Genomic DNA, 23,011 nt, shown 5'->3' with positions numbered 1-23,011 from the left:
CAGCTTCAGCACGATATCCTCGGGCTTCTCTCGCTTGCCAGCCATCTCGTCGTCCTCCTGAAAACGGGATAATTCTACCCCAAAAGGTGGACCACTTCAGTGGGGGCACTCCACGCTCGGGGCTCCAGACCGTCGATGCGCAAGCCAAGTTGGCGCAATCGCTCGGCACCACGGTCGCCTCGATCCAGACCCTCGAGCGCGCTGGTGAACTGGCCGGCGTCTCCATGTCCGGCATTGAACAGGCGACCAAGGATCTGACGCGAAGGCTCAGCCAGGCGGCCGCCGGGACTGGTCCCGCCGCCGACGCGCTGGACCGGCTGGGCCTTTCCGCCAATGAGCTGATCGCGCTGCCGCTGGCTGGAAATGATCGTCTTGATGAAATTCTCGGTCGTGTCGATGCCCTTGAACTTCTGGTGATGCGTTCTGAAATCGTCCGTCAGCATCGCCTTCAAGACACCCTCACGGTTGGCATCGCCGATCCATGTCTCCATAGTAGACACCAGCTTGAATCACGCTCGACGCGTCGCGTGAACCCCGTTTGTCAACACGGCCTAGCCGGCGCGGGTTTTGTTCGAAAGGCGTGCAAGCACCGTCTGCGTATCGGCGCCCAATACCGGAGCGCCCTGTGCGATGCCTGGTCCGTCGCGTTGGAAGCGGAAACCGGCGTTCAGAATGCGGTCACCACCCGGCAGATCTAGGAACAGGTCGCGGTTCTGCAATTGCTCCATGTCCAAGGCGTCCTCCAATCGGCGCACCTTGCCGGCTGGAACGCCTGCTTTTGCAAGGACCGTTTCCCATTCCTCCGCGCTGCGAGCGGCAAAGCGGTCAAGGAGCAGTGCCCGAAGCGCCGTGTCATTCTGGTTTCGCGTATCTGGCGTGGCAAAGCGTTCATCCTCCAGAAGCTCGGGACACCCAAGCGTGCGAAACAGCCGGGCCACCTGACCCTGTTGCACCGCACCGATGGTGATCTCGCCGTCACGCGTCGGGAAGGTGTCCGCCGTGGGCGCGCCGGAAAAGCCGCGATTGCCCGCGCGCACCGGGGTTTGCCCGGACAGCAGCATCGGCACCACGACCGAGCTCATCATCACCATCGTCGCGTCCAGCATCGACACGTCGATGACCTGACCGCGGCGCTCCGGGTCGCGTTCGCGCTGAAGCACGGCGGACAGGACCGCGAAGGCCGCCAGCAACGCCGAATAGGTGTCGACCAGCGGAAAGCCGATGCGCTCCGCCGGCTCCCCTTCATGGCCCGACAGCAGCATCAGGCCGGACACGCTCTGGATGACCTGGTCAATCGCCGGGAAGTCTCGCAGCGGGCCATCCTGTCCGAAGCCCGAGACCGAGCAATAAATGAGCCCGGGATGCCTGCCTGTCAGGCCATCCGCGCCCAGACCAAGACGGTCGGCGACACCGGGCCTGAAGTTTTCCATCACCACGTCCGCCGTTGCCACCAGGGCAAGTGCTGCGTCGCGGCCTTCGTCCGATTTCAGGTCCAGGACGACCGATTTCTTGCCCGCATTGGCCCCGACAAAGGGTTCGGCCATCCCAAGGCGCGCCGGATCGCGGGTGTAGAAACGCATCGGATCGCCCGCGGGCGGCTCGATCTTGATGACCTCGGCCCCGAGCAGGTTGAGAAATTGCGTGGCGAGGGGGCCTGCGATGACATGGCTGAAATCGGCAATCCGAATGCCTTCGAGCGGTCGTGCCAACGTGATCCCTCCCGGTGACGCGCCTGCCGCCATTTCGGCGCGCGCAAAATTGGTTTCCAAAAGAAACGGAATGGCGGAGCCTGTCAAGTCGGCTGATCAGGTTCTCGGGCCTCGGGCGCGTCGGCCTCGTCGATGATGCGCCACAGCAATTCGAACAGGATGGCGCGTTCGGCAGGGGACAGCGGTGCGAGCATGTCTTCCTGCAATCGGGCCATGTCGGGGCGCAGCCGAGTGAGCCGGGACTCACCTTCGGCCGTCAGGTAAAGCGCGTTCAGCCGCTTGTCGCTCCCCTCCTTGCGGCGCTCGATCAGCCCGCCCCGTTCCAGTTCATTGACCAGTTTTGTGAGGGCGGATTTGCGCAGCACGACCATCTGGGACAGTTCTTTCTGCGTCAGACCGGGGTTGATGCCAATCAGGTTCAGTACGGCCACTTCACCGGCCGCAGCCTGATGGTTTGCGAAGAAGGGCGCGTTCCGCAGCAGGATCTTGGACCGCAATATCCGTGTGACAAAGGAAATATCCTCTGACAGGTGACCCAGTTGCGGACCGGTCTGCTTGTCGATGGGTATCGTCATTGGATTCCGTGGGTTGCGACGGCTCTTCGCTAAGGCGCGGGATGTCTCTTGTCAAACGCGGGTGTTGACAGACAGGCAAAAAGGTTTCCAAGATGAACCATAGCTACGGACATCTGTCGCAAGGGAGGGCGCGGTGCCGGTTCACGCAGATTTGCAGCAGGCCTTTGCCATGCGCGCCGATGGTGTGCAGACAGATGGCGTTGAACTGGTCGGAACCTTTGGCGAGGGTGTGCCGCGCGCGCTGATTGCGAGCCTTGGCGGTCTGGCTGTCGATATCAAGGCGCCGCCCTTGTCAGATGCCAGGGATGCTGTGCGTTCACCTATCGTCGAGTCCATTGCCGAGCCTTTCCTCGATACGTTTGCCACGAGTTTCCTGCATCGCTTCGCCGCCGGAGCGTTTGATCGCTTTGCCACACTTATCTTTGCGCGCGACGATGTTGCGGCACTGGCGGCCTACCAGTACGCTCTGGAGTTGCGCCGTCAGGGGCGTCTGCCGGATCGTGGTCCGCGCATGTACCTTTGGAATCTGTTGCACACCGACACTGCGCCAGTCGCCGCCTTCAATCGGGCGGAGCTTGAGCGGCTGACGGATCATCTTGTCGAGACTCTCGGCACCGGGCTTGACCCGAACCGTCTGTCAGAGGCCGTCAAAGCGGAGCGCCGCCGCATGGACGCACTGCACGCGCTGCCGCCTGGCGGCCCGGATGCCTTCGTTGCACGCAATGCCGGGCGTTGGCTGACGCCGGAGGCTCACGGCGCGCTACTGTCCGATCTCTCCGCAGGTGAGGGGCCGAGGATCGCGCTGGTCGGGACCGCCTGCGACATTCCGGTGATGCACGCGCTTTGCGAGGGGCTGGGACAGGTCGTGGCCGACTTGCAGGATTACGGCCGCCTGACAGAGCAGCCATGCCGTGCGGCGGACCTGCTGACCGAAGTCGCTGAAGATCCGCTTTCACCCCGCGCCGGGCCGCCCGCGCGCTTCACCCGGGCCCTGCATGACGGCATCGCCGGAGCCGATCTGGTCATTGCCAGTGTAGATCGCAACGATGACAGCTTTGGCTGGGAACTGCCCGGGCTGCGACAAGCCGCAGCGGCGCAAGGGGCGCGGTTCCTTGACCTTGGGTTCCGGCCATTCCGCCCCGATCCCGCGTGGCAAGACGACGCGAAAACCCGTATTGCCGAGACCTTGTCATGACCTGCGCCAGTGCCGCCACCGGCTATCAGCGAGACTGGCTCAAAGGCCTGCGCGGCCAGATCATGGACGGCGCGCCTTTTGCCTTCGTCAACGCCGACACGCCGCACGAGTTGTTTCATTTCATGGACGTGCCGATGGTGACGAACCAGTGGTGGTCCGCCGTGATCGCGGCCAAGCAACTGGCGCCCGACTATTTCGACAAGATGGAGGAGATCGGCTTTAATGCCCATCTGCCGCGCTACTCCAGCCTGCCGCTGATCGCGCAAATGGCGGGCGATTTCGACCGGCAGCCCTGGGGCGGGCTGCCTGCACCCGCGATCCTCTGCGCGCGGGCCAGTTCAGACGAGCATCCGCGCATTTTCCAGCGCTGGGCAGAGCTGACGGGGGCCGAGCTTCACCTGCTGTCCGCCCCGGCCACGCCCGATCCCGCGCCGGATTGGTGGGTCCTCGCCCGCAGCGACTGGGAAGACCTTTACGGCACCGCGCGGCTCGACCTGATGGTGGCCGAGATGCAGGGCCTGATCGCCGCATTGGAACGGCTGACCGGGCGGGATTTCGACGTCGATGGATTTGCAGCCTATATGGCGCGCATCGACGAGCAGGAACGCCTGCTGGACGAGGTCGCAGACCTGATCGCCAAAGCGGACAGGTGCCCCGTCGGCATCGCCGAACAGATGCCCAATGTCATGATCCCGCAATGGCATCGCGGCTCGGACTGGGCGCTGTCCCACGTCCGCGCCTTCCGCGACGAGGTGAAGGGGCGGATCGACCGGGGCGAGGGGGTCTGCGAGGGCGAAAGCCTGCGCATGATGTGGATCGGCGCGGGGCTTTGGTTCGACACGTCGTTTTATCGCGCCTTCGAGGAAACGCATGGCGCGGTCTTTTGCTGGTCGATGTATCTGCCCTTCGCGGCCGATGGCTATATCCGCGCCGACCATGGCGACCCGCTGCGCGCGCTCGCGGCGCGTGTTTCGGCCATGAACGAGCAGTTGCACCAGCCGCCATGGGTCAACGAATGGTTGGTCAAGGAGGCACGGCGCTGGCGGATCGACGTCGCGGTAATCCTCGTGCCGGAACATGACCGCTTTTCGGGCTACGGCAGCTATTTCGCGCGCGAGGCGCTGCGGGCGGCAGGCGTCCGTGTCGTCGAAATCCATTCTGACATGGTTGACCCACGCGTTTGGGACCGCGACGCGATGGAGGCCCGCGTGCGCGCGGCCCTGGAACAGGAGGCGGCATGATGGGCGCGCTCGACGGGTTGAAGATCGCGGATTTTTCTTGGGTGGGCGCCGGGCCGCGTTCCACCAAGGATCTCGCCGACAACGGCGCTCGCGTGGTCAAGATCGAAAGCGCGCGGCGGCTGGACCTTGGGCGCCGGTCTCCGCCCTTTGCCGGGGGGGACCGGCGCAATCCTGACGCGTCTGTGTTTTTTGCCCAGACCAACACCTCCAAGCAAAGCGTGACGATCAACCTTGGCGATCCGCGCGGGGTGGAGGTGGCCAAACGGCTGATCGCATGGGCCGATGTGGTGGTCGAGAACTTCGGGCCCGGCTACATGGATCGGATTGGGCTGGACTGGCAGACGATGCAGGACATCCGCCCGGGCATCATCCTCGCCAGCGTATCGGTCGCCGGGCGCACCGGGCCGATGGCGGGGTTTCGCGGCTACGGCAACTCGGCCGCGGCATGGTCCGGACATTGCGACATGACCGGCTGGCCGGGCACCGAGCCGCACATGCCGCCCTTTGCCTATGGCGACGTAGTCGCGCCGATGATGCTGACCGTGGCGATTCTCTCTGCGCTGGAACATCGCGACCGGACAGGGCAGGGCGTCTGGGTCGATGTCAGTCAGATCGAGGCGATGGTGCAGGTCGCGGGCGATCTTTTTGCCGAACGTCCGGCGGACAAGCCTGCCAATGACGATCCCCAGATGGACCCGCACGGGTCGTTCCCCTGTTGTGACGGCCAGTGGATCGCGATTGCCTGCGAGAACGACGCGCAACGCGCTGCACTGACCGAGGTGCTGGGCGACGGCGACACCTCCGACTGGGAGGTTGGCGCGCTGGAGGCCTCACTGACCGAACGCGGCGTTCCGGCGGCTGCGGTGCTTGATGGCAAGGGGCTGTCCGAGCATCCTGCATTGGAGTCAGCAAGGCATTTCGTGGCGGTGGATCACCCGGTGATCGGGACTGCCAGGATGCCCGCACCGCCCTATCGCTTCAGCGAAACGCCGGGGCAGGTCGGTCCCGCGCCCTGTCTTGGTGCGGACAATACGGCGGTCTTCGCCGAGATCGGTCTGACCGAAGACGAGATCGCGGATCTCATGGCAAAGGGAGCCTTGGCATGAAATTGCTCGCGGGAACCCGCGTCGTTGTTCTGGCGGATCACCTGGTGGATTTCGGCGGCTCCATGCTGGCGCGGCTGGGGGCCGACGTGCTTCTGGCCGATGCCGCACCGCTCACCAATGCCCGGAAGCGCGCGTGGCACAAGGGAATGAGCCGCACGGACGCACCGCTTGCTGATCTGCTGGAGAGCGCAGATATCCTGCTCGACGACCGCCGCAGCGATGCGCGAGGCGGGGTGGATGCGCTGGCCAGTCTGCACCCGCAGCTGATCCACGTGGTCGTGACCGGCTTTCCGGACAGTGACCGCCCGGTGACGGATCTGACCCTGATGGCGCAAAGTGGGCTGATGCACGTCACCGGCCAGCCGGACCGCCCGCCTTTGCGCCTGCCGGGCGAACAGGCCTACGCGCTGACCGGCATTCAGGCGGCGACGGCGGCGCTGATGGGGCTACGGGCGCGGCGCGCGAGCGGCAAGGGCCAGCGCATCACGCTGTCCGCGCTGCAATCCGCAGCGCTCGCCAATTACCGCGAGGCGGTGATGTATGAACACACGGGCCGGATCGGTATGCGGCAGGGCAACATGCTCGTGCGCGGATCCTCGGGCGTGCGGCAGATCTGGCCCTGTAAGGACGGCTTCGTCACATGGTCGATGATCGACAACCCTGGCATGATGCGTGCGCTTGTGCGCGTGATGCAGGCCGAGGGCGCGGCAGGGGAACTTGCCGAGATCGACTGGGATGCGATCCTCGTGGCGGACACGGATCAGGATGTGATCGACCGTTGGCAGGCGATCGTCGCCGAATTCTTTGCCCGTCATGACCGCAAGACACTGGCAGACTGGTCGCTGGAGCACGGCTGGGGCCTGTCGCCGATCATCAAGCTGACCGAGGTGCCAGACAGCCCGCAGATGCGCGCGCGCGGCGTCTTTGACGACGACGGCCTGCCGGGGCCGCTTTTTGCCGTGCATGAGGGGCGGGCGTCATGACAGCGTTGAAGGGCTTGCGTGTTCTGGATTTCTCGCGGCTCCTGCCGGGGCCGTACTGCACATGGCTGCTGGCAGATCAAGGCGCAGAGGTGATCCGCGTCGAGCACCCGCGCGAGCTGGCCAAACAGGCGCGCGTCTTCGGCTGGGACAAGCTCGATGAGGCCGGGCGCGCGCGGCAACGGGCGCGGGACATGCTGGCACGCGGGAAAAAGTCCGTCTGTCTCGATCTGGGGGAAGAGGAGGCTCAGGACGCCTTGCGCAGGTTGGCCGCGACGGTCGACGTGGTGGTCGAGGACTACCGCCCCGGTGTTCTGGACAGTCTTGGACTTGGGTACAAGACCTTGGCGGCGGAGACTCCGGCGCTTGTCTACACGTCGCTCACGCTTTGCGGCCAAACCGGCCCGCTGCGTGACAAGCCCGGTCACGACCCGGTGGCGCTGGCTCTTGCCGGGGTGCTCAGCCGCACGGGCGAAGATCCGGACGCGCCCGGTCTGCCCGGGTTTGCGGCGGCCGACATCGCCACGGGGGCACATGCGGCCTTTGCGACGCTTGCCGCCGTGACGCAGGCGCGGGCGACGGGGCAGGGGCAGCATGTCGATGTGTCGATGTCGGACTGTTCGCTGGTGCTTCTGGCCAACCTCATTGCCCGCTATGAAGATCCGGCGCAGATCCCGCCCCGCGGCGCGCGGCGGGCCGACCTTGGGCTGTGGCGCTGTGCCGATGGCAAGTGGCTGGTCACGACAGATATGGAGCCGCGCTATTGGGCAACCTTCTGCGCGGCAATGGGCAAGCCCGACTATGCGGGGTGGCAATTGGACCCGTCGCGACGGCAGGACATCCGGCAGGGTCTGCAAGACATCTTTGCCAGCCAACCGCGTGCCCACTGGTTGGCGCATCTGGCGGCGGCAGGTACACAGTTCGCCCCGGTCAACGAGCTGGCCGATGCGCTTCGGGAGCCGCACTTCCAAGCCCGTGGCATGGTCATTTCGCTGGAAACCTCCGAGGGAGTCCGACTGACGCAGGCCGGGCCGCCGGTCCGGCTTGGCGCGTTCACCGCTCCACATGCCGCTGTTCTGCCCGGCACCCATACCGCCGAGATCCTGCGCGAGCTCGGCCTGAACGACACCGCAATAAACGCGCTGAGGGCGCACCAGACCGGGCCATCAACCCCGGCGAACACGTAAAACCCAAGGGAGGAAGACCCATGATCCGAACAACGACCATCGTTACGCTTTGCCTCGCCGCGCTGCCCGCATGGGCGGCGGATTTCAACCTGACCTACGCCTCGCCCTATACCGAGTCGCACCCATACGGCGCTGCCGATGCCGAATGGATCGCCCGCATTGAAGAGCAATCGGGCGGCCGTGTCGACATCACGCCCTACTGGGGCCGCTCGCTCATCACGTCGCGCGAAGGGGTGGACGAACTTGCCGCGGGCGTTGCCGACATGTCTTATATCGCGCCGATCTATGCGCGTTCGGGCTATGACATGAACCGGCTCGTGCCGGGTATGTTCTATGGCTACACCGACCCTGAAAAGGTTCTGGACGTCTACATGGACCTCGTCGAGGCGTATCCCGTGTTCGACGAGGAGCTCAGCGGCGTGCATGTCGTCGGCTACAATGTCGGCACGCCGATGCACATTCTGCTGCGCGACAAGCCGGTTGAGACGCTGGACGACCTGCAGGGCCTGCGCATCCGCTCGGCAGTGGATTTCATCGGTCCGCTGGCGGCCTTCGGTGCCGAGGGTGTCACCATGCCGATGACGGAAACCTACCCGTCCCTTGAGAAGGGTGTGGTCGACGGGGTGATCGCCCCTTACGAGGCGCTGAAATCGCTCAGCTTTGCCGAAGTGGTCGGCTACTATTCGGAGCTGCCGCATTCGCGCGGCGCCTATCCATCGCGCGCCGTGAACGGGGATGTCTGGGCCAACCTGCCCGAGGACATCCAGAAGATCTTCGACGACAATACAGAATGGCTCAGCCTGCGCACGCTGGAACTGGCGCAGGAGGCCGAAGCCGCGGGCCGCGCCTATGGCGAAGAGAAGGGCGTGCAATTCAACTCTTTGGCGCCCGAAGTGGTGGCAGAATACTCCAAAGCCTTCGCACCGGCGATCCAGTCGGTCGCGGAAGACCTGGATGCCATGGGCAAGCCGGGGAGCGAAGTGCTGAGCGCCATCCGCGCCGCGCATAGCCAGTAAACCGGGGCGGGGCGCGCAGCCGCGCCCCCTTTACTTGCGACGGAGGCAGACATGCGGGCGCTTGAAACTTTTCTGAGCTGGATCGTGCGCGGCGCGGCGGCGCTGGGCGTCCTGTCTCTGTTGGCTCTGATGGCGTTGACGGTGGTCACGGTGACCTTCCGTGCCATCGGCATCGCTTTTCCCGGCACCTACGTGCTTGCCGAGCTGCTGCTGATCCCCACCGTTTCACTGGCGCTGGCCTTTGCGGCGTGGGATGGAGCCCACACGAAGGTCGAGTTGCTGGTGCAGTCCCTTCGCCCGCGCGTGGCCGATGTTTCACAAGGATTGATGCTGCTGACCGGCACGGGTTTCTGGATCTTCGTCGCCTATGCCGGCGTTGAAGAGGCGCTGCGGCGGGGGCGACAGGGCGAGATCACGCCGCTGCTCGCCATTCCTGTCGCGCCGTTCCGCTGGGTTATGATTTCGGCCATCTGCCTGCTGATCGCGGTCTGCGTGCTGCGCGGGGTGCAACTTATTGCTGGCAGGGAGCCGCGCTCATGACGCCGGTCTTCGCCGGTATCATCGGCATCACCGCGATGTTCCTGTTCATCGCCTTCGGGATGCCGATCGGTTTTGCGATGGGCCTCGTTGGGGTCATCGGTTTCGGGCTGCTGATCAGCTTTCATGCCGCGATCATCAAGGTGGGCGTGATCGCCTTCGACCTTGCCACCAACTACGCCATCGGCACCGTGCCCTTGTTCCTGTTCATGGCCCATGTGCTGTTCGCCAGCGGCATCGGTCAGGACCTTTTCGATTTCGCCGCACGGATGCTGGGCCATCGGCGCGGCGGCTTGGCCATGGCGACTGTCGGCGCCTCCGCGGGCTTCGCTTCGGTCAACGCCTCCTCCCTTGCGACCACGGCGACGATGGGGCTTGTGGCGCTGCCCGAAATGCGCCGGCACAACTATTCCCTGTCGCTCGCGTCCGGTGCGGTGGCGGCGGGTGGCACCATCGGCAGCCTGATCCCGCCGTCCGGCATGTTCATCATCTACGGCATCCTGACTGAGACCTCCATTGGCGCCATGTTCGCGGCGGGGATCATACCCGGCGTGCTGCTGGCGATGTTCTACATGGCGGTGATCGCCATCCTGTGCCAGATGAACCCTGCTGCGGGCCCCGCAGGCCCGCGCTATGGCTGGGGCGACCGCTGGCAGGGGTTCCGCAAGACGGGCGATGTCATCGCGCTGTTCGTCTTTGTGATGGGCGGCATCCTCTGGGGGTGGTTCACACCGACCGAGGCTGGGGCCATGGGCGCGTTCGGCGCATTGGTCATCTCGGGCATCCGCGGCAAGCTGAGTCTGACCGCCCTGCGCACGGCCGTTTACGATACGCTGCGCACCACGGGGATGATCTTTGGCATCCTGTTCGGCGCGCTCGTCTTCAACGCTTTCATCACCGTGACCACGATCCCGCTGAACTTGATTGGATGGGTCAGCGCCATCGACCTGCCGCCTTTGGCGGTGCTGCTGATCATCCTGATGCTCTACCTGCTTCTCGGGATGATCCTCGATGCATCGGCAATGATGACCTTGACTGTGCCGCTGTTCTTCCCGTTGGTGACCGGGCTTGGCTATGACGCGGTGCTCTTCGGGGTGCTGGTGGTTCGGATGACGGAAATCGCCTTGATCACACCACCGGTGGGGATGAACGTCTACGTCCTGAGCGGTGTTGCAAGGGACATCCCCCTGACCACGATTTTCCGAGGCACTGGACCGTTCGTTCTGGCCGACATCCTGCATGTGGCTTTGCTTCTGACATTTCCCATTCTCGTGCTGTGGCTTCCTTCCCTTTGAATTTTGCGCAGCTCGGGACATGGACATGGAGCAGCCCAACGTCGCAGGCCCCGCTTTGCTGGCCGCCCGTCGAGCCTGAGCTCAATAATCTAATGCTGGTGATCGGCTACGTCTTGGGGACCCGCTGTGAGCGTCGTCTGTGCATTGGGTTCACCTAAACCTTGCCTGTCTCCGATCTTTGCGTGCAGGGTCTTCACGTCGATCTTCGGGTCGGGATCGCCCTTCGGAGCTTTGCCGAAAATCACCAAAGCATTGCCCTGTGGCATCAGGCAGATTAGGTGACCTGCACGACGTGATCCCCTTCCGAGGCCCGAACCTGATGCAAACGCCCTATTACCTGATCGACAAGTCCCAGTTGTTGCCGAACATGGAAAAGATCGCCTGGCTGCGCGAACACTCGGGCGCAAAGGCGCTTCTGGCGCTGAAATGTTTCGCCACATGGTCGGTCTTTGACTTCATGAGCGACTATATGGACGGCACCACCTCTTCCTCGCTGTTCGAGGTCAAACTGGGGCGCGAGAAGTTTCCTGGCGAAACCCATGCCTATTCCGTTGCATGGGCGCCGGATGAGATCGACGAAGTGCTGGCCAGTTCGGACAAGGTGATTTTCAACACCGCGAACCAGTTGCGCCGCTTTGAAGAGGTCAGCCGTGGCCATACGCGCGGGCTGCGGGTCAATCCGGGCGTATCAACCAGCGGCTTTGATCTGGCCGACCCGGCACGTCCCTTTTCGCGGCTGGGCGAACACGCCCCCGAGGACATAGAACCAGTTGTCGACCTGATCAGCGGGTTCATGTTCCACAACAACTGCGAGAACGCGGATTTCGAACGGTTTGACGCGATGCTCGGCATGATCGAGCAACGCTTTGGCCACCTGATCCGCCGTATGGACTGGATCAGCCTTGGCGGCGGTATTCACTTTACCGGCGAAGACTATCCCCTGGACAAGCTGGCCGAGCGGCTTAAACGCTTTGCCGGGACGAACGAGGTGCAGGTCTACCTCGAACCCGGCGAAGCGGCGATCACCAAGTCCACCACGCTGGAAGTCACGGTGCTGGACACGCTGTTCAATGGCAAGAACCTTGCCATCGTCGATAGTTCGATCGAGGCGCATATGCTGGATCTGCTGATCTACCGCGAAAGCGCGAAGATGCAGGAAAGCGGCGATCAGGAGTGGATGGTCTGCGGGAAATCCTGCCTCGCGGGCGATATCTTTGGCGAGTTCCGCTTTCCTGCTCCGCTGAAACCGGGCGACCGACTGTCCATTCAGGACGCAGCAGGCTATACCATGGTCAAGAAGAACTGGTTTAACGGCGTGAAGATGCCTGCCATCGCGGTCCGCGAACTGGACGGCACAGTGCGCATGGTGCGCGACTTCACCTATGACGATTTCTCGGCTGCATTGTCGTGAAACCTTTGCCTTCGGGCATCACAACGGAGAAACCCTCAGGAGGTCCCAAACGTTGAAAAAGAACGTTCTTATCATCGGCGCAGGCGGCGTCGCTCAGGTCGTGGCGCATAAATGCGCGCAAAATAACGATGTGCTGGGAGATATCCATATCGCCAGCCGGACGCTTTCGAAATGCGAAGCGATCCTTGAGTCGGTCCGCGAAAAGGGCGCGATGAAACAGGAGGGCGTTCTGAAGGCGCATCAACTGGACGCGACAGACAGCGCCGCGGTGGCGCAGTTGATCCGCGACACCGGCTGCCAGATCGTCATCAACGTCGGCACCGCCTTTGTGAACATGCACGTGTTGGACGGCTGCATCGAGGCAGGCGCGGCCTATATCGACACCGCGATCCACGAAGAGCCCGACAAGATTTGCGAAACACCGCCGTGGTATGCCAACTACGAATGGAAAAAGCGCGATCTCTGCGCCGAAAAGGGCATCACCGCGATCCTTGGCGCGGGCTTTGATCCCGGTGTGGTCAATGCCTATGCCCGTTATGCCATCGATCAGATGGACGAGGTCAAATCGATCGATATCGTCGATATCAACGCCGGCTCGCACGGCAAGTATTTTGCCACCAACTTTGATCCGGAAATCAACTTCCGCGAATTCACCGGCACCGTTTACTACTGGGAAGACCAGCAGTGGAAAGAACTGTCGATGTTCGAAAGCGGTAAGGTCTGGGATCTGCCGGTTGTTGGCCCAAGCCAGGCCTATCAGTCCGGCCATGACGAGGTGCATTCGCTGGCCACCAACTATCCGCAGGCTGATGTGCGGTTCTGGATGGGATTTGGCGATCACTACATCAACGTCTTTACCGTGCTGAAAAACATCGGGCTTCTGTCCGAACAGCCCGTCACCACCGCCGAAGGCCAAGAGGTGATTCCGCTCAAGGTGGTCAAGGCCTGCCTGCCCGATCCTTCCAGCCTTGCGCCCAATTACACCGGCAAGACCTGCATCGGTGATCTGGTCAAAGGCACCAAGGATGGCGCGCCGTTCGAGATGTTCGTTTACAACGTCGCGGATCATAAGGAAGCGTATGAAGAGGTGGGCAGCCAGGGCATTTCGTATACTGCGGGTGTTCCGCCCGTGGCGGCTGCCATGCTGGTGGCCAGCGGCGAATGGGACGCAGGCACCATGAAGAACGTGGAAGAACTGGACCCCAAACCCTTTTTCACGATCCTGGATGACATCGGCCTGCCGACGCGCGTTCAAATCGGCGGCCTTGGCGGCACCGACAAGGCATGGAACGCCTAGGCTCAGGCCAGTCAAACCCAACGGGGCGGCGCATGTCCGTGCCGCCCTTGTTCACCGCGGACCCGGCCAGGACTTGGCCAGGAACGCGCCATCTGACGCAGATTATCGGCCAAAACCGGCCATACCGCATGGACATGGCGCCGCCTTTCGGCTATCCGCAGCAATCTTGCCGTTTCCCGGCGCCCTTACCCCTCGGACATTCCTCCCATGATCACGACCCTTTCTGACGCCCTCGCCGAGCGCGGCTATGACCAATTGACCGACGTCCAAGAGGCCGTCACCGCGCCAGAGTTGACCGAGGCCGACCTGCTGGTTTCGGCCCAGACCGGATCGGGCAAGACCGTGGGATTTGGCCTTGCCATCGCACCGACGCTGTTGGGCGACGACGCCCGGTTTGGTCCGCCCGCCGCGCCGCTGGCGCTGGTTGTCGCGCCGACGCGCGAGTTGGCGATGCAGGTTCAGCGTGAACTGGAATGGCTCTATGGCAAGGCTGGCGGGCGCATCGTGTCCTGCATCGGCGGCATGGACGCACGTCAGGAACGCCGTGCGCTGGAACGCGGCGCCCATGTGGTTGTCGGAACCCCCGGGCGCCTGCGTGACCACATCACTCGCGGCGCGCTGGATCTCGCGGATATCCGCGCGGTTGTGCTGGACGAAGCCGACGAAATGCTCGACCTCGGCTTTCGCGAAGATCTTGAATTCATGCTGGGCGAGGCCCCCGAGGATCGCCGCACGCTGATGTTCTCGGCCACTGTCTCGCCGTTGATTGCCAAGCTGGCACAGCAGTTTCAGCGCGAGGCCGTACGCGTCTCGACGATTTCCGGCAAGACGCAACATGCGGACATCGCGTATCAGGCGGTGCAGGTCGCGCAGCGCGACGCGGAGCACGCGATCATCAACCTGTTACGCTTTCACGATGCGCCCAACGCCATCGTCTTTGCCAACACGCGCGCAACGGTGGCCCGCCTGACCGCCCGTCTGGCCAACCGTGGTCTTTCTGTGGTCAGCCTGTCTGGCGAGCTGTCGCAGGACGAACGCAGCCACGCGCTGCAGGCCCTGCGCGATGGCCGTGCCAAGGTGTGTGTCGCCACCGACGTAGCCGCGCGCGGCATCGACCTGCCCAACCTTGAACTGGTGATCCATGCCGATCTGCCCCAGAACACCGAGGCGCTGTTGCACCGCTCGGGCCGCACGGGGCGCGCCGGACGCAAGGGAATTTCCGCGCTGATCGTGCCGGACAAACTGTCGAAAAAGGCCGAGCGCCTGCTCAAATGGGCCAAGATCGAAGCCGAATGGACCCATGCCCCGGGGCCCGATGAAATCCTTGCCCGCGACGAAGCCCGCCTGCTCTCTGATCCCGTCTGGGAAACCGCCGCAACCGATCAGGACAGCGCCTTTGCAGCCAAACTTCTCGCCGAGTATGGCGCGGAAAAGGTCGCTGCGGCCTGCCTGCGCTTTTTCCGCGCTGGCCTTTCGGCCCCCGAAGAACTGAACGTTGTCGAAGCCCGAGCCCCGCGTGAAGATCGCGCCGCCTTTGGCCCTTCCGCCTGGTTCTCGCTGTCGATTGGCCAGGACAAAGGCGCCGAAGCGCGCTGGCTCCTGCCGCTTTTGCTCCGGGTCGGAAATCTCGACAAAGCCCAGATTGGGCGCATCCGGGTGCAGGGTACCGAAACCTTCGTTGAACTGGCTGAAGCGGTCGCCGAGGATTTTCTTGGCCGCCTGGGCCCGGATGGTTTGTTGGAGAATGACGTCTTCGGGCGCCGCCTTGACGGTGAACCTGCTGGCATCAACCAGCCGCCAGCGCACCGACAGCGCCCCTCGCAACCGCACCGTAAAAGCCCGGGCTCCGACCGCGGTGACAAACCGCGACGCGAAAAGCCACGCGGCGAAGACCGGGACAAGCCCCGCGCTCCGCGCCCCGACAACGGCGAAAAACCCGCCAAAGCTCCCTGGAAGGCCCGGTCCGACGACGCTCCGGCCAAAGCACCGCGTCCGGACCGCCCCGAACGCAAGGACTTCGACAAACCGCGCGGTCCAAAGGCTTTTGGCAAATCTGACGGCAAGCCCACTGGAAAACGAGAAGGCAAACCCTACGGCAAAAACGATGGAAAACCTTTCGCCAAATCTGATGGGAAGCCTTCGGGCAAGCCGGGCGGGAAGCCCTTTGCCAAGAGCGACGGGAAACCATTCGCCGGCAAGGGTGGCAAGCCGGGCGGAAAGCCCGCGGGCAACGCCGGAAAACCCAAACCCGCGAACGCCAAGGACACATCGGTGCGCATGGACCGACCGGGCGGCGGCAAAACCAAGGGAAAACCCGTCAACCGGGGCGGCGACTCGCCTCTGCGACGCAGCCCTAAAGGGAACCGCTAGAGCCTGAATTTGATGTGAGATCGAGTATTGTCCTTCGCAATCGGCTCGGGTAAACCGCGTTTGTGGCAAGGACTCGGTCGAGTTCTTCCGCAAATTTGATGAAGCGACCAGCTTACTTCATCAAGTGCCCCTATAGCTCAGCTGGTAGAGCAACTGATTTGTAATCAGTAGGTCCGCGGTTCGAGTCCGTGTGGGGGCACCAATAAAATCAATCACTTAACAAGGTCATCGCGACGAGCTAGGCTCTTTTTAGGCTCCACATTCTCCTTTGATGCACTCAAAATCACCAACACTGCGAGCAACGCCTTCGGATTGCAAGTCCGTGTACACCGGTTCGATTCCGGTACTGGCCTCCAAACAAAATCAAGTTACGACGGGAACGCCTGAGCTTTTCTTTTTTGTTACATGAATCGATAGGGATCGATTCGACAGCCGAAAATTACTTCATCGCCGGTCTCTACTCCGCACGCACTTCAACTCGTGCGGTTGATACGTTCACTGATCCATTAAGTTTGAGAATAGACTAATCAAGGCGTCATCGCTGAACTCAGCACGCTGGCTTTGCTGTGGACCGGTGAAGCTTCCCCTATGCTCATCGTAGTCAGGTCTTTCGTACTGAATCAGCTTCTCCGACACGACCTGAAGCGCAGAATCTGGATTAATACCTGTCACCTTTGCCAACTGCTCAAGGTGTTCCAAATGCTCGGAAAGTTCGCTTTCTGTGTTGAGGTGACTGATTGCCTCTTCGGTCTCGCTGAATTCGTATCCAACGACACCTTCGAGTGCTTCGGTAACCTCGTCGGGAACCGTGTCAGCCATGAATTCGTCCACCGCCTCGACGACCGACAGAATTTCATCAACAGGCAAACCTCCTTCAATTGCATGAACGAGTCTCTGTTCGATCAGTCTCAAAAGTTTGTCCTTCTGGGCGAACTCGGAATCAATAAAGTTGGACACCTGCCAGTGCAACTCAGGAAATGTCCGACCGTCGCTCCATGCGACTATTTCCACATTGCCGGATGTCAAAACCTCAAGGCATCTATTTAGGGTCAGGACCCATTGATTTCCGTCCAGCGGCGTGATTCACGGTTCGAAAACTGAGCGGTGGCCATGTCTGATCTTTTCTGGCTGACGGATGCGCAGATGGCGCGCCTTGAGCCCTTCTTCCCCAAGTCCCACGGCAAGCCACGCGTTGATGATCGACGTGTGTTGAGCGGCATTATCTTCATTAATCGCAATGGGTTGAGATGGCGCGACGCTCCTTCGGCCTATGGCCCACACAAAACGCTCTATAACCGTTGGAAGCGGTGGAGCGACAAAGGCATCTTCGCACGGATGATGGCCGGTCTGGCTGCCGAACACGGTGAAGAGAAGATTGTGATGATTGACGCCACCTACCTGAAGGCCCACCGTACCGCGACCAGCTTGGGCGTCAAAAAAGGGGGCGTGGACGCCTGATCGGTCGCACCAAGGGCGGCATGAACACCAAGTTGCATGCCATCTGCGACAGCCGGGGACGTCCGCTGAACCTGTTCGTCACCGCCGGTCAGGTCAGCGACTACATTGGCGCACGGGCATTGTTGAGCAGCCTGCCGGATGTCGATTGGCTGCTCGGGGATCGCGGCTATGACGCCGATTGGTTCCGGGAAGCGTTGAAAGACAAAGGGATACGCGCCTGCATCCCTGGCCGAAAGCAACGCAAGAAAGCCGTCAAGTACGACAAGCGTCGCTACAAACGGCGTAACCGGATCGAGATCATGTTCGGCAGGTTGAAGGATTGGCGGCGTGTGGCAACCCGCTACGACAGATGCCCGAAAGTCTTCCTGTCAGCCATCGCCATCGCAGCACTCGTCATCTACTGGCTATGAGTCCTGACCCTAGCATCTAGATGCGGAACAACGGTAAAGGTTCTGGGCGCGCCTTCGGATACGGCCGTCGGGACGCACAACATCCCGCCATGTTGCGTCACCTGGCGGTCAAGGTCAGACGTACTTCCAAGCTGTTTCGCGCAGGGGATCGTTCCGTGTCGCGCATTTTGAAGAGTGGGAGCTTTGCCTCCTGTTGCCCTTCAGCGGCAGATCGACGCCCGAGACCGCGTTTCGCTTGCGTTCCGTGTTTCAGGCAAGAGGGCAGTGTCGATTGCGACCGGATCTTGCAGCGCCTTGCGGTTCTTGCGGCTGCGCGCGATCAGCCGGTCGATGTCGTCACGCGCGACGATGAGCGGTCGGGCGGGAATACTCGCCGTTTCGGGAGAGGTGACGCGGCTTTCCGGCAGGCCGACACGAACGCCCAGCGCGGACAGGGTCGAGAGCGCCTGCGGGCCGAGCAGCACGGTTTCGGTTTCGGCGTCTTCGGCCTGCACGATCTCGTGCCGGTCCATCAGCAGGTGATGGTAGTGGAAAAGCCGCCCCGGTGCCGCGATGTCGATGCCGGGAAAGCCCACCAGTTTCCTGGCCGCGACGAGGATCTCGGGCGCGCCGAAGATCCGCTGCACGATGGGCGAGCGCAAGAGCAGCCGGTGCTGCTGGGAGACGCGCAGCGCGCGGGACGGCACGCCGGGGCCAAGCGCGCCGGGCGCGATACGCACGGGCCGCAGCCGCGCATCGGCCTGCGCCTCGGCCGAGACCGGAAAGCCCCGCCTCCAGCGCAGCGGTTGCAACCCGTGGTCGCGCGTCCAGAGCAGGTCGCCCGGCACAAGCGTTTCGACCGGGCGCGGGCCGTCCGCCGTGCGGATCAGCGTGCCCTCGACGAAGCAGATGACGTTGGTCGTTTCAAAGCCGGTGGACGCCGATGTCGGGTCCTGCGTCTCGTAGACGTCATTGCCTCCGCTGCCGCCATCAATGGTCGTTATTTGCTCGTTCGTGCCGGTGCGTACAAAATCGTCCCCGGAGCCGCTGATGAGTTTGTCACCGACGGCGTTGTCATCCATGAAGATGTAGTCGCCACCGCTCTCGGTATCGATCTGGGTGAACGTGGCCCCGTCGCCAAAGATGATCGTGTCGCTGTTGCTGCCGGTCTTCACGTTGACCAGGGTCACGTTGTCGCCAGCGGTTATCGTGTCGTCGCCGCCGGTGGTGCTCCAATCGCCGGTGGCGGTGAAATCGTTGCCGAGCGTGATGTTGTCGTTGCCGGTGCCGGAGCCGTTGAGCTTGTTGAGGCTTGAATTGTTGCCCGCAGTCAGCGTGAGCCCTTCGGAGGCGATGGCGTCGATCTCAACGTCGCTCAGATCAACATTGTCCGCAATGCTTACAGTCGGGGTGAGGCCCGATCCGATTGTGACCTTGAGGGTACCGACGGCGTCGTTAAAGACGATATCGAAGGGATGTGGCCCGGCGCCGGAAGCGATGAAATTCACGTCCGCGTCGGCATCTGCGCCGAAGATGAAGACATCGCCGGGATTGACCGTGATCGTCGTGCCGGCGTTGATCTCGTTCGGGCCGAGCGGCGTCTTGGTCGAGGAAACGATCGTGTAGGTGGCCATGGAGCAACGCTTCTTTTTGGGGCTTCAAAAATGCGGCAAGCTAGGTGTTTCCAAGCACGAAGCCTGAGTCGCAACGCGACCCCGACACATGCACTTTCTTAAACACATGAAAAATGGAATAGTTATGAATGATTTGCGGTATTCATATGATTTCGAGAACGCGGCATGACAGGCTGTCATTCCGCGCGGCGCGACGTTCCACCGATCGGAGAACCTTGACCTGCTTCAACGCAAAGACGACGCATCACGTGAATCTACAGGGTTTGTCAGGCATGTCGCGGTCGTCGCGTTGCCTCTTTCTGGTGTGAAAAGCGGTGCCGTTCTGCCGGTGGGGGCCACTTAGGCCGACGCACTCCAAACCGGACCACTCTGGCTGCATCAGGCTGGCGCATCTCGGACGCAGGTGGAGGGTCTTAGGGTCAGGACTCATAGCCAGTAAATGACGAGTGCCGCGAGGGCGATGGCTGACAGGAAGACCTTGGGGCAGCGGTCATAGCGGGTTGCCACACGCCGCCAGTCCTTGAGCCTGCCGAACATGACTTCGATCCGGTTGCGCCGTAAGCGCCGCGTTACCGCCCTCGTAGACGTTTGAAGTTTGTCATCTGAGAAGAGCCCATCCGAACAAGGAGGGTTCCGATGGATGATACAGTGCAAAATTACGTAACTTCTCACAGTGTCGAAGAAGGATACGCAGGGCGTATCGATGTTGTGACGGGGCCGAGTGGTCGGCGTCGATGGCCGGAACATGTGAAGGCTGAGATTGTTCTGGAAAGCTACCGCGACGGTGTTTCGGTGGCGGATGTTGCGCGCAAGCATGGGATCTCAGCGCCTCAACTCCATTCTTGGCGGCGGGCGGCGCGAGAAGGTGTTCTTGCGATGCCGGATGACGACATGCTGGGTCTGGTACCGGTCGTCGTTGAGGCGGGCGGAGGGGATGGCGGGCAGATGCCGCCTGACGCGTCCGGGACGATTGATCTGGAGATCGATGGTGTTCGGGTGCTGGTTCCGACCGGTTTCGATCCCGAGCACCTTGGCCGCGTCATTGCTGCGCTCAGGGTGGCGTCATGATCCTGCCAGGCGGCAAGTATCACGTTTTCCTGGCGACGCGGCCGGTCGACTTTCGCAAGGGGCATGCGGGTCTGTCGCTCGTGATCCAGACGGTTCTGGGGCGTGATCCCTACAGCGGGGCGGTGTTTGTCTTCAGGTCCAAGCGGGGTGACAGGATCAAAATCCTTCTTTGGGATCAGACTGGTTTGGTATTGGTCTACAAGCACCTTGAGGGCGGCCAATTCCAGTGGCCCCGGCCAGCGGATGGGGTGATCAAGCTTACCCCTGCGCAGTTCTCGGCGCTCTTTGAAGGGCTGGACTGGAAGGCGGTTCGGGCTGAGCGCCGGCGGCAGCCAAGACTGGCTGGATAGCCTGCGGCAGGGTGACTCACGGCAGCGATTTTTGCGGCAGGATTACACGTGCCGATGTATGGTTGGTCATGCCTGCCACCGCCCCGATCGACCGCAAATACGTTGCCGAGTTGGAACGGCGTCTTGCCGCCGCTGAGACGGAATTTGCTCGTGTCACAGTGCAAAACGCTTTGTTGGAAAGCTCGAATGCCGACCTTGCGGCGGCGAATGCGCGTCTGGAACGTATGCTCTCTCAGGCCAGGCACGCGCGGTTCGGGCCGAGTTCTGAGAAGGGCGACCCGGATCAACGCAACCTCTTCACGGAAGACTGCGAGGTTGCCGAGGGGCAGTTGGCGGCGGCGGGCGATGCTGCGGACAAGGCACTGGGTAAGGCATCACGAAAGCGCTCTTCAGCCAAGCGGAACAAAGGCAATTTGCCGGACCATCTCGAACGCGTTGAAGAGGTGATCGAACCCGACAGTACACTCTGCCCATGTGGGTGTGGCGAGATGGTGAAGGTCGGGGAAAACCGCACCCAACGCCTCGACGTCGTGCCCGCCCAGTTCCGCGTCCTTGTCACCGTGCGCCCCAAGTACATGTGCCGCACATGCGATGGGAAATCCCACGCGCAGGCACCGGCACCGGAGTTTCTGGTCCCGCGCGGTCTGGGCACGAACCGGTTCGCCGTCCATTCCGTGGTCGCGAAGTTTTGCGATCATCTTCCGTTTTATCGCCAAGCCGAAATCTGGCGACGCGACGGCATCGAAATCGACCGCACCATGCTTGCAAACTGGGCAGGCCGTATCGCCTTCCAGCTGGCCCCCATCATCGACGCCATGATTGACGAACTGAAAGCCAGTGACCGCCTCTTCGCGGACGAAACCACGGTACCTGTCCTGGCTCCGCGCACCGGCAAAACCCGCAAGGACTATCTTTGGGCTGTGGTTCGCGACCAGCGCGGGTGGGGCGGCGGCGACCCACCCATCGTGGTGTTCCAGCACTCGAGAAGTCGCAGCGCAGAGACTGCGAAAAAGATATTCACCGGCTTCAAGGGCGGCTCTCTAACCGTGGATGGCTATGCCGGATACGATGCCCTGGGTGATCCGAAGAAGACAAACCAGCCGTGGGGTATCACCTACTGTTTGATCCCACGGTTTGATGGTGTGATCCTTTCGAAGAAATGGAAGGATGCCCTATGGGACAAGTTCGTCACGGAAGCGCCACGACCACGTACGCCGTCAGAGCAGCAATACAGCGATCGCAAGCTTCGCTCGCGACGTTGAGCCGGGAGCTCGGGATCAATCCCAAAACTGTTGCGAAGTGGCGCAAACGACAGACGGTCGATGATCTCAAGACCGGCCCAAAGGAGCCACGTTCGACGGTCCTCACGGAGGCTCAGGAGGCGGCCATCGTCGCGTTTCGGCGCCACACGTTGCTGCCGCTTGATGACTGCCTCTATGCCCTCCAGTCGTCCATCCCGCACCTGACACGCTCAGCACTGCACCGATGTCTACAGCGACATGGCATCTCGCGCCTGCCTGACGTCGAGGGCGACAAGCCGAAGCGGTCGAAGTTCAAACGCTACCCTATCGGCTTCTTCCATATCGACATCGCCGAGGTGCAGACTGCTGAAGGAAAGCTGTTCCTGTTCGTCGGCATCGACCGCACGAGCAAGTTTGCTGTGACACAGCTTGTCGAGAAGGCGGACAGAAAGACGGCTTGGGAGTTTCTGCAACACATGCTCGAAGCCGTGCCATATCAGGTCCACACCATTCTAACCGACAACGGCATTCAGTTCGCCGAGCAGCCCCGGAACCGGAACACCGCGTATTCACGGCCGATGCGCTTTGACATGATCTGTGAGGCAAACGGGATTGAGCACCGGCTGACCAAACCCAACCATCCCTGGACCAACGGACAGGTCGAACGGATGAACCGCACGATCAAGGAGGCCACTGTAAAACGCTTCCACTACGACAGCCATGATCAGCTGCGAACGCACCTCGCAGACTTCATGGCAGCATACAACTTCGCGCGTCGGCTCAAGACCCTCAACGGGCTCACACCCTACGAATACATCTGCAAGATATGGACATCAGAGCCGGACAGATTCATCTTGAACCCGATCCACCAGATGCCGGGACTGAACACCTAGAGTTTCTCGTGATAATTTAAAGAATAAATATCGATCCCAAAACGGACCGAACATAAAGG

The 23,011-nt window shown here is 62.1% G+C and carries 20 protein-coding genes, 1 tRNA gene and 2 pseudogenes; 18 read left to right on the top strand and 5 right to left on the bottom strand.

Translation table 11 applies throughout. The features are described 5' to 3' along the window. Nucleotides 1-113: 113 nt before the first annotated feature. Nucleotides 114-401 (top strand): annotated as a pseudogene (locus ACOYQJ_RS22155) (phage tail tape measure protein); the annotation flags it as partial. A 150-nt stretch (nucleotides 402-551) separates the two neighbouring features. On the opposite strand, the gene ACOYQJ_RS22150 reads toward ACOYQJ_RS22155, so the two are convergent. Both ACOYQJ_RS22150 and ACOYQJ_RS22145 read right to left on the bottom strand, forming a co-directional pair. Then, nucleotides 552-1,709 (bottom strand): CaiB/BaiF CoA transferase family protein, encoded by a 1,158-nt coding sequence (locus ACOYQJ_RS22150; protein WP_422908141.1) that lies wholly within the window; start codon nucleotides 1,707-1,709, stop codon nucleotides 552-554. 83 nt (nucleotides 1,710-1,792) lie between these two features. Beyond that, the gene (locus tag ACOYQJ_RS22145; RefSeq protein WP_422908140.1) at nucleotides 1,793-2,284 is read right to left on the bottom strand and encodes a MarR family winged helix-turn-helix transcriptional regulator; all 492 of its coding nucleotides are present in this window, start codon (nucleotides 2,282-2,284) and stop codon (nucleotides 1,793-1,795) included. Between the two features lie 133 nt (nucleotides 2,285-2,417). Between ACOYQJ_RS22145 and ACOYQJ_RS22140 the strand changes: the two genes are divergently transcribed. From ACOYQJ_RS22140 to ACOYQJ_RS22085, 12 genes are all read left to right on the top strand, one after another. Continuing rightward, on the top strand, nucleotides 2,418-3,479 hold the full coding sequence (locus ACOYQJ_RS22140) for a 2-hydroxyacyl-CoA dehydratase family protein (RefSeq protein ID WP_422908139.1): 1,062 nt from the start codon (nucleotides 2,418-2,420) through the stop codon (nucleotides 3,477-3,479). Continuing rightward, nucleotides 3,476-4,720 (top strand): 2-hydroxyacyl-CoA dehydratase, encoded by a 1,245-nt coding sequence (locus ACOYQJ_RS22135; RefSeq protein ID WP_422908138.1) that lies wholly within the window; start codon nucleotides 3,476-3,478, stop codon nucleotides 4,718-4,720. Before ACOYQJ_RS22140 ends, ACOYQJ_RS22135 begins: the two co-directional genes overlap by 4 nt. Beyond that, a complete protein-coding gene (locus ACOYQJ_RS22130) occupies nucleotides 4,717-5,826 on the top strand; it encodes a CaiB/BaiF CoA transferase family protein (protein WP_422908137.1) in 1,110 nt (369 codons plus the stop codon). Before ACOYQJ_RS22135 ends, ACOYQJ_RS22130 begins: the two co-directional genes overlap by 4 nt. Next, on the top strand, nucleotides 5,823-6,809 hold the full coding sequence (locus tag ACOYQJ_RS22125) for a CoA transferase (RefSeq protein ID WP_422908136.1): 987 nt from the start codon (nucleotides 5,823-5,825) through the stop codon (nucleotides 6,807-6,809). The genes ACOYQJ_RS22130 and ACOYQJ_RS22125 overlap by 4 nt, the downstream gene beginning before the upstream one ends. Next, nucleotides 6,806-7,993: a CaiB/BaiF CoA transferase family protein gene (locus ACOYQJ_RS22120; RefSeq protein WP_422908135.1), complete on the top strand. Its 1,188-nt coding sequence runs from the start codon at nucleotides 6,806-6,808 to the stop codon at nucleotides 7,991-7,993. Before ACOYQJ_RS22125 ends, ACOYQJ_RS22120 begins: the two co-directional genes overlap by 4 nt. Before the next feature lie 20 nt (nucleotides 7,994-8,013). Continuing rightward, complete coding sequence (locus tag ACOYQJ_RS22115) at nucleotides 8,014-9,009, top strand: TRAP transporter substrate-binding protein (RefSeq protein ID WP_422908134.1); 996 nt, start codon at nucleotides 8,014-8,016, stop codon at nucleotides 9,007-9,009. Between the two features lie 51 nt (nucleotides 9,010-9,060). Continuing rightward, complete coding sequence (locus tag ACOYQJ_RS22110; RefSeq protein WP_422908133.1) at nucleotides 9,061-9,549, top strand: TRAP transporter small permease subunit; 489 nt, start codon at nucleotides 9,061-9,063, stop codon at nucleotides 9,547-9,549. Further along, complete coding sequence (locus ACOYQJ_RS22105; protein ID WP_422908132.1) at nucleotides 9,546-10,841, top strand: TRAP transporter large permease; 1,296 nt, start codon at nucleotides 9,546-9,548, stop codon at nucleotides 10,839-10,841. Before ACOYQJ_RS22110 ends, ACOYQJ_RS22105 begins: the two co-directional genes overlap by 4 nt. A 319-nt stretch (nucleotides 10,842-11,160) precedes the next feature. Continuing rightward, entirely contained in the window at nucleotides 11,161-12,252 is a 1,092-nt protein-coding gene (locus tag ACOYQJ_RS22100) for a carboxynorspermidine decarboxylase (protein ID WP_422908144.1), read from the top strand. A gap of 52 nt (nucleotides 12,253-12,304) precedes the next feature. Further along, on the top strand, nucleotides 12,305-13,549 hold the full coding sequence (locus ACOYQJ_RS22095) for a saccharopine dehydrogenase family protein (RefSeq protein ID WP_422908131.1): 1,245 nt from the start codon (nucleotides 12,305-12,307) through the stop codon (nucleotides 13,547-13,549). Nucleotides 13,550-13,756: 207 nt separating this feature from the next. Next, complete coding sequence (locus ACOYQJ_RS22090; RefSeq protein WP_422908130.1) at nucleotides 13,757-15,919, top strand: DEAD/DEAH box helicase; 2,163 nt, start codon at nucleotides 13,757-13,759, stop codon at nucleotides 15,917-15,919. A gap of 126 nt (nucleotides 15,920-16,045) precedes the next feature. Continuing rightward, nucleotides 16,046-16,121 (top strand) — tRNA-Thr (locus ACOYQJ_RS22085). Nucleotides 16,122-16,414: 293 nt separating this feature from the next. Here the strand turns inward: ACOYQJ_RS22085 and ACOYQJ_RS22080 are convergent. After that, nucleotides 16,415-16,831, bottom strand: a complete 417-nt coding sequence (locus tag ACOYQJ_RS22080; protein WP_422908129.1) for a hypothetical protein — start codon at nucleotides 16,829-16,831, stop codon at nucleotides 16,415-16,417. Nucleotides 16,832-17,029: 198 nt separating this feature from the next. Between ACOYQJ_RS22080 and ACOYQJ_RS22075 the strand changes: the two genes are divergently transcribed. Next, nucleotides 17,030-17,787, top strand: a protein-coding gene (locus tag ACOYQJ_RS22075; RefSeq protein WP_422908143.1) for an IS5 family transposase whose coding sequence is annotated in 2 segments (ribosomal slippage) — nucleotides 17,030-17,366 and nucleotides 17,366-17,787 — 759 coding nt in all. Because the reading frame shifts where the segments join, the coding sequence is not laid out codon by codon here. A gap of 200 nt (nucleotides 17,788-17,987) precedes the next feature. Here ACOYQJ_RS22075 and ACOYQJ_RS22070 read toward each other — a convergent pair. Continuing rightward, nucleotides 17,988-19,400 (bottom strand): Hint domain-containing protein, encoded by a 1,413-nt coding sequence (locus ACOYQJ_RS22070; RefSeq protein ID WP_422908128.1) that lies wholly within the window; start codon nucleotides 19,398-19,400, stop codon nucleotides 17,988-17,990. A 426-nt stretch (nucleotides 19,401-19,826) separates the two neighbouring features. Further along, on the bottom strand, nucleotides 19,827-20,147 hold the full coding sequence (locus ACOYQJ_RS22065) for a transposase (RefSeq protein ID WP_422908127.1): 321 nt from the start codon (nucleotides 20,145-20,147) through the stop codon (nucleotides 19,827-19,829). On the opposite strand from ACOYQJ_RS22065, the gene tnpA reads away from it, so the two are divergent. The 4 genes and pseudogenes from tnpA (at nucleotide 20,037) to ACOYQJ_RS22045 (ending at nucleotide 22,952) form a co-directional block, all read left to right on the top strand. Then, the gene (tnpA, locus tag ACOYQJ_RS22060) at nucleotides 20,037-20,468 is read left to right on the top strand and encodes an IS66-like element accessory protein TnpA (protein WP_422908126.1); all 432 of its coding nucleotides are present in this window, start codon (nucleotides 20,037-20,039) and stop codon (nucleotides 20,466-20,468) included. The two genes, ACOYQJ_RS22065 and tnpA, sit on opposite strands and share 111 nt — an antisense overlap. Next, nucleotides 20,465-20,818: an IS66 family insertion sequence element accessory protein TnpB gene (tnpB, locus tag ACOYQJ_RS22055; RefSeq protein WP_168577563.1), complete on the top strand. Its 354-nt coding sequence runs from the start codon at nucleotides 20,465-20,467 to the stop codon at nucleotides 20,816-20,818. Before tnpA ends, tnpB begins: the two co-directional genes overlap by 4 nt. A gap of 68 nt (nucleotides 20,819-20,886) precedes the next feature. Next, nucleotides 20,887-21,939: pseudogene (tnpC, locus tag ACOYQJ_RS22050) on the top strand (IS66 family transposase); the annotation flags it as partial. A 53-nt stretch (nucleotides 21,940-21,992) separates the two neighbouring features. Further along, nucleotides 21,993-22,952 carry an IS481 family transposase gene (locus ACOYQJ_RS22045; RefSeq protein WP_422908125.1) on the top strand — a complete coding sequence of 320 codons (960 nt, stop codon included), beginning with the start codon at nucleotides 21,993-21,995 and terminating at the stop codon, nucleotides 22,950-22,952. Nucleotides 22,953-23,011: the final 59 nt, after the last annotated feature.

It is taken from the genome of Pacificoceanicola algae (assembly GCF_049341065.1).
Taxonomy (GTDB): Bacteria; Pseudomonadota; Alphaproteobacteria; order Rhodobacterales; family Rhodobacteraceae; genus Pacificoceanicola.
This window is presented reverse-complemented; position numbering and strand designations above follow the sequence as displayed.